General features: G+C 50.6%; 15 protein-coding genes. 7 read left to right on the top strand and 8 right to left on the bottom strand.

The features are described from left to right. Positions 1 to 36: 36 nt before the first annotated feature. The 7 genes from ACZ5ER_RS02635 (at position 37) to ACZ5ER_RS02605 (ending at position 4,240) form a co-directional block, all read left to right on the top strand. Positions 37 to 1,047, top strand: coding sequence for a hypothetical protein (locus ACZ5ER_RS02635; protein WP_464934741.1), 1,011 nt, complete (start codon positions 37 to 39; stop codon positions 1,045 to 1,047). A gap of 10 nt (positions 1,048 to 1,057) precedes the next feature. Then, positions 1,058 to 1,726, top strand: a complete 669-nt coding sequence (locus ACZ5ER_RS02630) for a hypothetical protein (RefSeq protein ID WP_050002164.1) — start codon at positions 1,058 to 1,060, stop codon at positions 1,724 to 1,726. 4 nt (positions 1,727 to 1,730) lie between these two features. Continuing rightward, positions 1,731 to 2,396 (top strand): hypothetical protein, encoded by a 666-nt coding sequence (locus ACZ5ER_RS02625; protein ID WP_050002165.1) that lies wholly within the window; start codon positions 1,731 to 1,733, stop codon positions 2,394 to 2,396. Between the two features lie 71 nt (positions 2,397 to 2,467). Next, on the top strand, positions 2,468 to 2,815 hold the full coding sequence (locus ACZ5ER_RS02620; protein WP_227738744.1) for a hypothetical protein: 348 nt from the start codon (positions 2,468 to 2,470) through the stop codon (positions 2,813 to 2,815). A 10-nt stretch (positions 2,816 to 2,825) separates the two neighbouring features. After that, a complete protein-coding gene (locus tag ACZ5ER_RS02615) occupies positions 2,826 to 3,086 on the top strand; it encodes a hypothetical protein (RefSeq protein WP_050002166.1) in 261 nt (86 codons plus the stop codon). After that, a complete protein-coding gene (locus tag ACZ5ER_RS02610) occupies positions 3,049 to 3,426 on the top strand; it encodes a hypothetical protein (RefSeq protein WP_464934740.1) in 378 nt (125 codons plus the stop codon). The genes ACZ5ER_RS02615 and ACZ5ER_RS02610 overlap by 38 nt, the downstream gene beginning before the upstream one ends. 169 nt (positions 3,427 to 3,595) lie before the next feature. Continuing rightward, the gene (locus ACZ5ER_RS02605) at positions 3,596 to 4,240 is read left to right on the top strand and encodes a hypothetical protein (protein WP_050002168.1); all 645 of its coding nucleotides are present in this window, start codon (positions 3,596 to 3,598) and stop codon (positions 4,238 to 4,240) included. A gap of 258 nt (positions 4,241 to 4,498) precedes the next feature. On the opposite strand, the gene ACZ5ER_RS02600 is transcribed toward ACZ5ER_RS02605, so the two are convergent. From ACZ5ER_RS02600 to ACZ5ER_RS02565, 8 genes are all read right to left on the bottom strand, one after another. Further along, complete coding sequence (locus ACZ5ER_RS02600; protein ID WP_464934739.1) at positions 4,499 to 5,416, bottom strand: ABC transporter ATP-binding protein; 918 nt, start codon at positions 5,414 to 5,416, stop codon at positions 4,499 to 4,501. A 5-nt stretch (positions 5,417 to 5,421) separates the two neighbouring features. Next, entirely contained in the window at positions 5,422 to 6,342 is a 921-nt protein-coding gene (locus ACZ5ER_RS02595; protein WP_050002170.1) for an ABC transporter permease subunit, read from the bottom strand. 4 nt (positions 6,343 to 6,346) lie between these two features. Further along, positions 6,347 to 7,870: an ABC transporter permease subunit gene (locus tag ACZ5ER_RS02590; RefSeq protein WP_464934737.1), complete on the bottom strand. Its 1,524-nt coding sequence runs from the start codon at positions 7,868 to 7,870 to the stop codon at positions 6,347 to 6,349. Beyond that, a complete protein-coding gene (locus ACZ5ER_RS02585) occupies positions 7,867 to 9,120 on the bottom strand; it encodes an ABC transporter permease subunit (RefSeq protein ID WP_464934735.1) in 1,254 nt (417 codons plus the stop codon). Before ACZ5ER_RS02585 ends, ACZ5ER_RS02590 begins: the two co-directional genes overlap by 4 nt. 134 nt (positions 9,121 to 9,254) lie before the next feature. Further along, positions 9,255 to 11,201 carry an ABC transporter permease gene (locus ACZ5ER_RS02580; RefSeq protein WP_464934734.1) on the bottom strand — a complete coding sequence of 649 codons (1,947 nt, stop codon included), beginning with the start codon at positions 11,199 to 11,201 and terminating at the stop codon, positions 9,255 to 9,257. After that, positions 11,179 to 11,850 carry an ABC transporter ATP-binding protein gene (locus ACZ5ER_RS02575; protein WP_464934733.1) on the bottom strand — a complete coding sequence of 224 codons (672 nt, stop codon included), beginning with the start codon at positions 11,848 to 11,850 and terminating at the stop codon, positions 11,179 to 11,181. Before ACZ5ER_RS02575 ends, ACZ5ER_RS02580 begins: the two co-directional genes overlap by 23 nt. Before the next feature lie 10 nt (positions 11,851 to 11,860). Continuing rightward, positions 11,861 to 12,010, bottom strand: a complete 150-nt coding sequence (locus tag ACZ5ER_RS02570; protein ID WP_174412690.1) for a hypothetical protein — start codon at positions 12,008 to 12,010, stop codon at positions 11,861 to 11,863. Between the two features lie 48 nt (positions 12,011 to 12,058). Continuing rightward, entirely contained in the window at positions 12,059 to 12,733 is a 675-nt protein-coding gene (locus ACZ5ER_RS02565) for a TIGR00153 family protein (RefSeq protein WP_050002172.1), read from the bottom strand. Positions 12,734 to 12,735: the final 2 nt, after the last annotated feature.

Here is a 12,735-nt window from a genome sequence, read left to right as displayed (position 1 = left end):
ACGCATCACCTCCGGAAATGGCATCTTCATGAGCTCGTGGGTGAGGCTAACCCCCAATCCGTGCCGAGGTTCTTCCCCACCGGCTATACGGCAACCTACCCCGTGCAGAAGGGAGAGATAAGACCACAGTTCATTCAAATCCCGATCCTTATCGGAGCAATAATCTCAGTAGGTTTTGCGCTCTGGGACGCGTATGACGCGTACAACGTGTGCTCCGACTACGGTGGAGACTCCATAAAGTGTACCGTTGCGGCGGGTTCCGTGTTTGTTTTCAGCCTGGCCATAGAAGGTGATGAGATTGTTAGCATATTCAGGCACGGTGATGAGCTTGTCGAGGTTCCTGGGAGGTTGTACAGTACGCTAAAGCGCCTCGACATTGTTGAGGAGATTGACCAGGGGCTTCAAAAGGCCAGGTTTGTAAATGAGAGGTTCGCCCACATCTTTGACGACATAGCTAAGCACGGCGATGATGCCGCTAAGGCCCTCGACGACCTTGTCAGGGCAGGCGTTTCAAAGGAGGCAGTTGAGGAGGCCGTTAAGCACGGAGCAACGATAAAGGGAGTGAAGGAAGGGATTGAGAGGTTTGCAAAATCAACATCATCCATAAAGAACTCTCATGGATACACTATCGTCATAGAGAGAGGCAACGAGAGATATGGCCTGATCCACGGCTGGTTAAGGCACGTGCATGGCTACGAGATGGACTATAAGCGGGAGACATCGTTCTTTCCGATGGGACAGGAAATAGTGTACTACGTGAACGGCCAGAGGAAAGTTATGAAACTTCCCAAGACAATCCAGTCTCCGGAGGAACTGTACAATGAGATTGTACGACTAACAAGGCAATATAAGGACCTACTGAGGCCCAACATGGAATCTCGCCCAGGTACAATTATTTTAACCAAGCCGTCTAATCTCCCAGGAATAACTGAAATAACCGTAGTCTTTAAGAGAAGAGGAAGCACATATAAGCTCATTACATTCTGGCCAGATAGTGGAAGTGCAGTATGGGTATACAAGAACGGTAAGTGGATACGCCGTCCATGAGGTGATTCCGATGCCCTTCCAGGAGTTCAAATTTGCTGGAAAGCACCTGAAGGTAGAAATCGGACCACCTCCCCACGGGCTCTTGCCCGAGTGCTTCTTTGGCTTTTTTTCAGTTATTACTGTTGATGGCGAGCCATTGTTTGGCGAGGTTATTGGGGGCCACATAGAATATGATGAGTGCGGTCTTGAGATAGCTATCGAGCTCATGCAGGCTATTCTCTGTCTGTTAAGCCCCAGGATGTCCCTTAATCCACACTGTGCAAAATGTCTCAACCCACCCGCAGAGAGGAAATGTGAACACTTCCTCTCCAGACGTAAGGAAATCCCTGATGCGGCTTACTGTGCAAGAATCGGTCGTAATTATTATTTATTCACCATCGAAAACGGAATGTTTGTTGTGTATTATAAGATAAATGAACACCGGGCAGTTGGAGACATTGAAGTCTTTGTTCCAGTTGAGAAAGTTCTCCGGCTTTCATTTAGGGAATTCGCTGAGGACATAATAGATATGGCAGAAAACTTCTGGAACTACTTACTTTCAAACTTGGAGGACATTAACAGTTTCCTAGTATCGTCTGGATGCGAGGAGTGGATGATTACGGAAAAAGAACTCGGAAAATACAAAAGTCTTCTCACGACTCTAAAATCTATCTACTCGGAAAAGACAAATTTGAGGTGAGAGCATGGAGCTGCAACTAAGGGGCAGGTTCTTTGAAATTGTTGTAAATCTGCCTGAAACTGGGGTAAATTGCAGGTATCCATTCAAAATTTCATTAAGAATGGGGGGAATTCAAGTTACTCCCCACCGAGGAGTTTCCGGAGATGTGTTTGGGCTATTTAGAGACCTTGTTAGGCTGAGCATCTGTCTCCTTGAGGAAGAAAACTGTGAGGAAGTTAAAGAGGATTCCTTCCTCTTCTGGAGGGACATTGCTATTGAGGCGGGCTTTTATAAAGCGGATGAAATTCCAATAGAGGACGTTGTTGCGGGAAAAATAAGGACATATTCAGCCAGCTTAATGCTCCAGGACTGCATCTTTTCCTTCAGGTCGGAGGAGGAGACTTTAAGAATACACTTCAAGTGTGGGGATTTCAATCTTGGCAGTGTAGATGTGCCAATTAAAGAGTTCGTTCTTGAAGTTCTCAAGCTCTCCAGAATGTTTTTGCGGTTTTTAGAGGGGAATTTAGACCATATAAATGAGCACTTAAAAAAGAAAGGGTGCAAATGGCCATTTACTATAACAAAAGGTGAATTGCTTGGATTGAAGAGAGATGTAGGATATCTCAAGGAACTCCTGCGTGGAAAATACTTGGAGGAAGTTGATATTGGGTCAATTGAGGAAACTACCTAAAATGAAAATGAAAGAGAACCGAGAGGAGCGGACTGCTCCATGCATTCCTCAGACACGTTTGGGGGTACGAGATGGAGAAGAAACCAGTTACCACTTTCTGGCCGATGGGTCAGAAGATTGTCGTGAACGGTCAGGCGAAGCAGCTGCCTAAGGTATTCAGGGACGAGCGTGAACTCAGAGAGTTCCTTGATGAAGTACTGGAGAGGGCGCTTAAGAAAGAAAAGTACGCGAAGAAGTTCAAGGAGGGTAGTGTTACCTTAACTGTCGAACTCTCGGACGTTGGCATTTACAAGCAAGGCATAACATCAGTAGAGTTTGCATTCGAATACAAAAACGGTGTCTACTACCTGAAGACAGCATATCCTAAGAAGGGCTGGGCTGTTGAGACGTATATTCCTGGCAGGGGCGGCTGGCAGTGAGGTGCTAGGAATGTGGGTCACAATGAAGGGAAAGCACTTGGAGTTGCGGTATGAGATTGGGTACTTCGAGGACGTAGAAGTGTGGAATCCCTTCCACCTTCTAATTTTTATTGACGGCCACATGCTAGTAGGATACGCGTTCAAAAAATACAACTGCAAGATAATGGGAGAGGGAGGGGATCCCTACAGTTTCTTCGGGGATATGTTAAACTGTTGTGATTTTATGCTTGACGATGAAGGGAAGTATTTGGAGGGGGAATTATATTGGTGATCTCAGAGAGGAGGCAAGGGAGCTTGGGTTTGTTGTTAAGGATTCGACGAAGCTTTACTGGTCGCATCTTGGGGCGGATTATTCGAGGGCGATTCTTGAGCTTGATGGTGAGCTTTTGAAAGTCCATTATTACAATGACTTGCTCAGTTACACCGACTGCCCCGAGTTTGAAGGCAAGCATAAGGGCACTGTTGTCGTTCCCTTCAATGAGTTCGTTGAAGATGTGCTAAAAATGGCCAGAGAGTACATTGAGAAGTGGTTCCCAGTAGATGTTAAAATCAGGTTTGATGTGGATGATGACTTCACTCCGGAGGATTATGAGCGGAGAAAAAACGCATGAAAGAGTTCATTAAATACGTTGAAAAACTTTATCAGAAAAAGGCGAAATGAGACTGGCTTCAATTCAGCTTTAGCTTTGAGGATGGGAAGTTCGTCCTGAAGACGGCGTATCCAGAGAAGGGTAGTGCTGTGTGGGAGTACAACAGATACCTCGGATGGAGGGTGAAAAAATGATTGAGTATTTTGATTTGCGGGGAAGGCACGTGTTTGTAAGAGTCTGGACAGAGTACGTGCCTTCCCCAGACCCCTTCACTTTAGTTTTTATCATCGACAACAATATTATCACCGGAATATGCTGGAACGGAGAACTCGAAGGAGCTGAGGCTGACGTTTACAGGTTTTTTGAGAGTTTGTTAACTGCTTGTTATTACTTTTTACAGCTGGAACATCCACACGTTCAAAAGATAACCAAATACAGCAGGGAGGAGGCGGAGAAAGAGGGGTTTCAATTGAAAGATGAAATCGTAGTGTATCAAGTGCCTGAAAGATCGAGCATTTACTACTTCTGCTCCACCAAGAACACAGTGAGAGTATACTACCACAATGAACTCCTTGAAGCCACGAATTGCCCAGAATACAAGGGCAAGCACAAGGGTGTTGTTGAAGTTCCTCTCAAAGAGTTCGTTGAGGATGTTTTGAAAATCAGCAGGGAGTACTTGGAGAAGTACGCTTCAGTCATCGAGAAAATCAGGCTTGAGCACGGGGAAGAGCCAGATGATTATGGGTTCCTCCAAGAGTTTTATCGTGAAGTGAAGGAACTGTACCATAAAAAATTCCAGTCTAGTCCATATAGCCATAGGTATCCTCAAGACTAACAAAACAGTATTGCTATAGAATCTGGAGGATGAGAGATATGAAGGAAAATAACCCCTAGGGGAAAGCATATCTCACTGAAAAGTACTTCAAAAAAGCTTTGGATTCAGTTCTTCTTTATTATTGACGGCAATCTAACCACTGGAACATGCTGGATTAAAGAAAAGCTATATCCAATCAAGGAAACCAGTTGCTGAAGAGCGCGCGGTTGACTGTCTGGCCCCATATACCACACAATAAAAAAATTTGAAAACAAAAAGCTACTGAACCATCTTTAGGAAGATTTCTTCTAAGCTTGGTTCTTTGACTTGCATGGTGAGTATCTTCGCCCCCTGACCTGCAACAAAGTCGTGAATCTCCTCCCTAACGTCCCTCGACGCAACGACACGGTACTTGTTCTCCCCAAGCGGGGCAACGCTCCACTCCACGGAACCCCAGTCCACCGGTTTGTTCGTCTCAATGATGATGGTGTAACCTGCCTTCCTCAGGAACTCGCGCTTGATGTTCTCGATACTATCCTCCAAGCGGAGTTTACCCTTGACAATCACCCCAACCGTGTCGCAAACCTCCTCCACGTGCGCGAGAATGTGGCTGGAGAAGAACACCGTCTTCCCAGCCTTCCTCTGCTCCCTGATAATCTCCTTGAACTCGGCTATTCCTTTCGGATCCAGCCCGGTCATCGGCTCGTCAAGAATGAGAAGCTCCGGGTCGTTGATGAGCGCCTGGGCAAGGAGAAGCCTCTGACGCATTCCCTTGGAGAACTTACCGACCTTCCTGTTCCTGACCTCCTTCAAACCAACCAGGTCGAGGAGTTCACCTATGCGCTTCTCCTTCTCGGCCCTGGGAATCCCGAAGGCGTCGGCAATAACGTCAAGAGTCTGCTCGGGAGTTAGAAAATCCCAGAGCGTGGCGTGCTCCGGCATGTAACCGACCCTCGCTTTAGCCTTGACGAGCCTGCCCTCATCAAACCTGCCGTCCCTGAAGACTTCCTCGCCAAACAATTCAATCCTCCCCTCCTGAGGGAAGATGAGGCCGAGGGTGCTGAGAATCGTCGTGCTCTTCCCGGCACCGTTGGGTCCAAGGAAGCCGTAAACTTGACCTGGCTTAACCTCAAGGTTAAGACCGTCCAAAGCCCTAACGTCCTTATAGACCTTGACAAGGTTCTCAACCCTCAACATCGCCCTCACCTCAAGTCCATTCTTCTGAACCTGAAGAGGGTAAGTCCCAGGTAAACCGGGACAAGGCCAGCCATCAAGGCCGTTTGAGCGGGATTGTCAGCTATGGCTCTCTTGACCCCGATATACTCAACCGTATACGTGCCGTCGTCGTTGAAGGTGGTCCTGTCTATGTCCGTGAACACGTCGAGCATGAGAACCTGGGGGGCGTAGAAGAGGTACCGCAGGTGGTACTCCCGATAAAGCTCGTCCAGGCGCTCGCGGTAGGCCATTTTCTCCCCCTGCGAAAGCTTGTCGAAGTCCTTCCAGTCCTCAATTCCGAACTCCTCCTTCGCCTTATCCTCCGCGAAGCCGTCCACCACCTGGGGCATGACGAGCCCTGTAACGAAGAACATAACAAGGGCCAGCCCCAAGGCGGTGTTGGAGGAGCGGATAAGGGTAGAAATCAGCAGGCCGAGAGCCAACAGCTGGAGCATGGCAAGGAGGATTAGCAGGTTCGAGAGGATTAAATCCCCCACGAGGGAAGCCGTGAGGGAGAGGCCGTAGTACTTCGTTATCGCGAAGGAGAGCAGAGTAGCAAAGACCATCGCCACGACTATGCTGACCGTCTGGCCGAGGAACTTGCCGAGCAGGTATGAAACCCTCCCCAGTGGCTTGCTGAGTGACACCCTCACCGTTCCGTCCTCAAGGTCCGAGTTCACGGCAGTTGCCCCCGCCATGAGGGCGTAGAGGCCGATGAAGAGGAACGCACTGACCGCTATGTAACCCACGACGCTCGTGACGAGCACTTCCTGCGGGTTCGTGGCACCTTCAAGGTTGTCCCGCACTTCCCTGAAGGCCATGGCGTAGATTAGCAGAATCAAAACCAGTATCAGCCAGAACTTCTTCGTCCTTAGACTTTTCTTCAGCTCAAGCTCGAACCCCCACATTCTATCACCTCAGGTCGGCTTTTCTGAATGCGAGCCACGAGATGGTTAAGTAGACAAGCGTCGGGACGACCAGCATAGCCAGATTGCCAGGATAGCTTAGAACCTCCGATACCGATTTGGGCGGAAGGCCCCTACTCGGAGAGACGGCCATCGCAAGCACGGTGTAGTGCAGGTTAGGACTCGGCACGGGGAGGGAGTTTTTGGCCAGAGCATCGTGGAAGGAATCCCCTACCGAAGTTGAGGCCGCGGTGATGGAGATTGGAACGGCGAAGCCCAGCAGGAAGGCCAGAACCAGCGAGGAGAAAAGCGCCTTCCTGCCCCTCATGAAGACCGAGAGCAAATAGCCGAGGGCCAGGTACTGGACGAGCGAGAGGAAAAGGAGGGAGCCAAAGGCAAGGCCGAGCTCAAGGGTTTTACTCAGGGGGGCACCCAGGTGGAGGGCGTAGGCAACGAGGGTGGCCAGATAGAGGGTAGCCCCGATGAAGACGGCAGAGATATCGCTCAGGAGCGTCCCGAGGAAAAAGTCCCTCCTCCTCAACGGCTTGCTCAGCAGAACTCTAACAGTGCCGTTCTCGATGGCCGAGCCTATCGAGACCGCCCCGAGGGGGAGGACAACAAAGGGGAGGAATACACCGGCCAAAGCCGAAATTAGGGCGTTCAAAATGCCGGGGACTCCCCAGCTGGCGTAATAATCCCCAAGCATGTCCAAGTTAAAGAAGGCCGTTAGGGTTGCCAGAGCTATGAAAGCCATGAAGCGCTTGCTCTGGAGGCTCAGCCCGAGGAAAACGCCGTAGAGCCCGCGTGGAGAGAAGGAAAAACGGGGGGCCGAGAACGATTCAGAAGCCCTCAGCTCCCTCCTCCGGAAGGCCTCCATTCCCGCGAGCGACAGGCCAACGGAAAGGGCCAAAAGTCCTCCAACGGCCTTATGGGAGACGGAAACGCTCCCCCCGATGGAGATTGCCCCATCAAGATAAGCGGTCGGGATGAAGGAATAATCGAACTTTCCAAGGAGAAGGAGAACTACAAACGCTCCCAGCCCGAGGAAGACCCCCGAATCGCGGGAGGTCGCTAAAGGGAGGAGGAGCAGGGCGATTCCGACTACACCAACCAGCGAGAGCGAAAGGGCGAGGGAGCCGATGATGTAGTCCCTAACCTCGAGACCGTGGGCGAGCATCGCGAGCGCTCCCGAGAGTGAAATCCCAAGAGCGGAAATTAGTGCGAGCTTCAGCCCCTCAAGAGCCCAGCCGAGGAAGTAGCGCCTCCTCGTGAGGGGCTTTGAGAGGAGTAAACGGACATTGCCCCGCTCGAATTCCGACCCAAAGCGCGAGAGGAGAAGGACTAAGACGAGTGGAATCAAAAGGAACTTGATGAAGTTTGGAAACCACTTAGAGAGCAAATCGGCCGTTATCAGGTAGCCGAGTTTTTCGGGAGACACGTTGGGGTAGTGAGCGGTAAACCTGTTAACGTCTACCTCTACCGCTACGGCCGGGAAGAGGGAAAGGAGGAAGAGCAGGAGTTTGGTTCTCACCTGACACCACCCCAAGCGCTGAAGTCCATCCTCGAAAGCCTGAACGCTGAAAGGATGAGCGGGATAGCAGAGAGCACCATAAGAACCAGAGACGCCTCCGCTGAGCTAATCGCCGGAGCGAAAAGGAGCGCGAGCACCGGAATAAGGATTAGAGCACCTTTCCTCGTGAACAGTCCTATGAAGAAAGTCAGGGACGCTAAAAAGAAGGCCACTCCAAAGGAAAACCTGCACACGGGGATTGAGATTCCAAAGAGCAGGGAAGTAATGAGAAAGCGCCTCAGGAGGTAGCTCCTACCAACTGGTTTGCTGAGTATTAAAACGGGGTTCTCCGAGAGAACTTCAAGGGAGGCGAGGGGCAGGAGGAATAGCAGTGCGAAGGACTTCAGTGTCCCGTCAACGGGAAGAATCAGGAGAACGAGAAGGGCCTGAAAAGTTCTTGAGGCCCACAGGCCAGCGAGTTCTTTTCCAATCCACCAGGGAAGGGAGGGGATATACAGTGCAGGGAGAGAGGGTTTGATAACGGTTCCTGGCTCAAAGCGCAGGAAGAGGAGGAAGGTGAGCACGGTGAGGGCCAAGAAGGTGGCCAGCGTTATGGAGAGCCTGAGGAAAGCATCGCTGTCGCCTGTTTCGACGTCCTTCGCGAAGAGCTCAAGCTGTGCACCGGGAGAAAGGAAGGCGTAGTTTGAGTAGCGTCTCTCAAGCTCAGTAACGAGCCTGCCATATTCTTCTTTATTAGCCTTGTAGTCTTCCAGGCTCTTTATCTCAAGGGCACTCTGGGCCTTTTCCTGGGCCTTAAGCTGGACGATTCCCGGTGGAACGAAGGTGAGCAGGAGAAAAATTACAATGCCCGCGGTCATGGCCTTTTTGGGGCTCTTAATTGCAAGGGAAGTCAAATAACCCAGGGGGAGGAAGGGGATGGCAAACAGGGCAAAGACCACAGAGCGGACGTCAAAGAGAGCAAATGGGGCAATCATAAGGAAAACCATCAGCAGGTGGGAGAGAAAGAGCTCAAAAAAGAGGTGCAGTCGCCGGTAAGGCTTGGAGAGAAAAACCTGGGCTGTCTCCCAGAAATCACCGGAGAACGCCACGAAGAGAAAACCCGCAACAAAGTAGGGTAACACGAGGCGTGCATCATCGAGGAGGGGATAAAGGGCTAATCCCACCGCGTAGAGCAGGAACACGTTCCACTTGAGCTTCAGCAGTTCGACCTTAAACACCGGATATGCCCCGCGCCAGACAACCCCCGACATTAAACCACATCCCTCCAGACAGAAGCTACAAAGACTTTTATAAGATTTTTCTATCTCTGAAGAGTTATCCGGGTGTTAAAATTTTTCCAACCACCCAAAACCAAAAAATAAATGAAAAGCCGCCCGAAGCTCCGTTAGCTCCTCAGCGCTTTAACGACGTCAAGCCTGTTAAGCACCCTCTCCGTCAACAGGACTATGAAGACCCCATAGAAGGGGTAAAGCACCAGCAGTAGAGGGAATATTTTAGTCAAATCGCCCACACCAAGCTCCGCTGGCAGAACGATATTCCCGATGTACTCCCCGACCTTAAGGCTTACCGGCAGGGCCAGGAGCGAGCCTGCAATCAGCGAGGGCAGAGCCTTTCTCAGGGACTCTTTCCAGACGTGGGAGTTCGGGATTCCGACAGCTTTGAGCGTTGCGTAGACCTTCTCGTTGCTCTCGATTTCGAGGTAAATTAAGGCGAAGAGCGCGAAGAGGCTTATGAGGAAGATTATGCCCATCACCCCGTAAGCCGCGGCCTTAAAGAGCATTAAGTTGTTCTCCGTCTGCCTCTTTAAATCATCTATGGTATGCACCTTCAACCCAAGCCTCTCATATTCCTCCTTTAGCTCCTCCGGGTTTTCCGCGTTCAGAAAGGCGACTCTATCTGGGACAGCGTTAATCTTCGGAAGAAACACTGCTTTGAAGTCGTAGAAGTACATGTCGCTTATCCCAACAACGCGGTATTCCCTCTCCTCCCCGAGAAGCTGGACTTTAATCGTATCGCCCACCTTCAGGCCGAGCTTCCTCGCGAGGCCCTTCTCAATGACTGCCTCGTCTTCCTTCCCGAACCACCGGCCGGCGATGAGGGCTTTCTCAAAGATGCTTTCATAGTCAAAGAAGTATATCTCCGTGGTCATTCCGTTAACCTTTTGCCCGCTCAGATAGCCGGCCTTCTCCCCGGGAATCTGTGCTATTTTCGAAGGATCACCCCACACCTCAAGATTATAGGGAAGTTCAAGGGTTAGTGTGTTTTCAATCCCCTTGACGCCAAAGTATGCCGAGGAGGAGGCTAAGAAAACGACGAAAAAGGCGGCGAAGAACCTGAGCCGGGAGCTCTTTCTGGGGGTGAAGCGCAGGGCCTCGATCGTCCGAATCCTCGAAACGTAGAGGTAGGGGAGCGAGAGGATTAAGGCTGTGCCGAGCAGAATTATGACATCGAACTTCAGCGGGTAGAGACAATCCGGACTCGTTGAGAGCGGGAATCTTGAAGATACGTAGGAATGGCCGAGTTTTATTCCAAGCGGAATGCCGACCAAATATGCAGTTAAAGCGATGAGAAGATAGTCTCCAGCAAAGAGGGAAAACGTGAAGGAATCTGAAAGGCCCAGCGCTTTTAAAATCCCGACCTCTCTTACATTTCCCTTGACGTGCGTCACCGTGAGGAGGACGATGACGACCAGCGAGGCACCGAGGAGCAGGTAGAAAAAGCTCATTGCGAAGTTTTTGATGTTCTTCAAGCTGTCCATGTATGGAATTTCACTGTCTTCATAGACCTGGAAATAATCAACCTTCGCGTTCTCCATTAAGAACATGGCCAGGGCTTCCGTGTTGTTGCAACGCATAAGGGCGTAAAGATGTTGACCCTTTTTATTTACCAGCACAAATGGAACGCCTGAGAGATAGTAGTACGAAGCCCTGACTTCATACTCCCTGTCCCCAATCTTAATTCTATCGCCCTTCTTTATCCTTAGGAATGCCAAAACAACGGCACCATCTTCAGGTGTTTTCACGTGGAGGGACTTGAACTCACCGTAGCCAACCGATGCCCGGTATTCTTTCCCGTTGAGCTCCACCTCCGTGTCGTTAAAGTAGACGTAGTTCACGACTTCCCCAAACCTGCCCAGCTCCTCGACCGTGACCCCCTCGACGGCAAGCTCCACGTTCCCCCGCTTGGCAAAATCCTCAACGGCCTTGCTTATACTGCCAACCGCCGAGAGTGTAAAGTTGAAACCGAGGCTTACAAAGAGAAACGCCAGGAATACAATAGCAACCCTTTTCTTTTCGTGCCTGAGCTTTCTAAGGGTTACTTTTAACTTCATGAACCTCACCGTCCCTGAGGATTATTAAAACGTCGGCGAACTCGAAAAACTCCCTCTCGTGAGTTGAAGCTATAACAGTAACGCCCTCTTCCTCGTTTATTTCCCTCAGCAGACGCCAGATTCTCATCTTGTTCTCCCAGTCTAAATTGGCAGTCGGCTCATCCGCGAAGAGGTATCTCGGCTTATTAGCTAAAGCCCTCGCGATTGCAATCCTCTGCATTTCTCCACCGCTCATGTGTTCGGGCAGTTTGTCCGCTAAGTGCTCCGCGTTGACCAGCTTCAACAGCTCCCTAGCTCTCTCTTCAGGATTTTTAATCTTCTTGGAGTATTTCATCGGAAGCAAAACGTTCTCCAGTCCCGTCAGGTACGGCACCAGGTAGAAGAACTGAAAGATTATCCCGAAGTTCTCCAGGCGATAGCGCCTAAGCTCCTTTTCCTTCATTTCCGTGATGTCCCTTCCATCAATGAGAACCCTGCCTTTGGTGGGCTTGTCAATGCCCGTCAGGATGTTGAGCAAAGTCGTTTTCCCGCTCCCAGAAGCCCCCGCTATAATGTAGAACTTCCCGTCCTCAAAGGTCAGGTTTATGCCCCGGAGTGCCCTAACTTTTCCGAATTCGTAAACCTTTTCGATATTATGAGCCTCAATCATTTTTATCACCTTAGACGTGACTGAGAGTGCCCCCCATCACCGCAACCTGGATTAGAAGGCCTATCAGGTAGCTGACCACGTCCCAGCGGTAACTGAAAAAGACCTCCCTCTGAATGTTGAAGAACTCGCGGACTATTCCAACACCGTCCCTCATTCCCACCAGAAGAAGTCAGCAGAAAGAACTTAAAAGAATATCGGAGGTATAGGCTCACTTGTTCATCATCAGCCTTATCCTCTCGGCGGCGTCCTTGGCCTTGTCCGAGATGTTGCTGAGGGTCCTCGCGATGTTGAGGATACACAGACCGGTTCCCCAGTCAAGCCTGTCCGAGTTCTCGAAGACGAGCCTCATCAGCTTCGTGTCGAGGCCGTCGATTTTGCTCTCAACCTCCTCAATGGCGCGAATCAGTTCATATTCCCTCGCTATTTCCTGTTCTGCAAAACCGCTCTCTATCACCCTGTCCATCTGCACTATGGCCTCGTAAACGAGCTTCGCCGCCTTGATGCTCTCAGTACCCATCTGGAGGACTACATCTTTTATTTCTTCGGGAATACCGCAGGGGCTCTTGACGAGGAGCCACTTGGCCGTGTCCTCGGCAGAATCGGCGACCTTGTCCTGCATGTGGAGGTATATGAGGACGTCCTCCCTAGCGACGGCCATCATGAGCTTTGAGCTCAAGGTGTCGCGGATTTCCTCCTTTATCCTGTCGGCGACGTCCTCAAGCCTGTCCACCTCGACGGCAAGCCTCTCCATCTCCTCCGTTTTCCCGTCGTGCCAGGCCTGGAGGGCCTTCTCAAGAGTTTCAACCGTCTGAATGACCACTTCCGCGTGCTTTATCAGGGGCTTGAACGGGCTCTTTGCGAAGAGCTTAGTCCACACCTGCATGG

The sequence above is a fragment of the Thermococcus marinus genome, assembly GCF_055389025.1.
The sequence above is the reverse complement of the archived record's forward strand: the minus strand, read 5'-3'. Positions and strand labels throughout refer to the sequence as shown.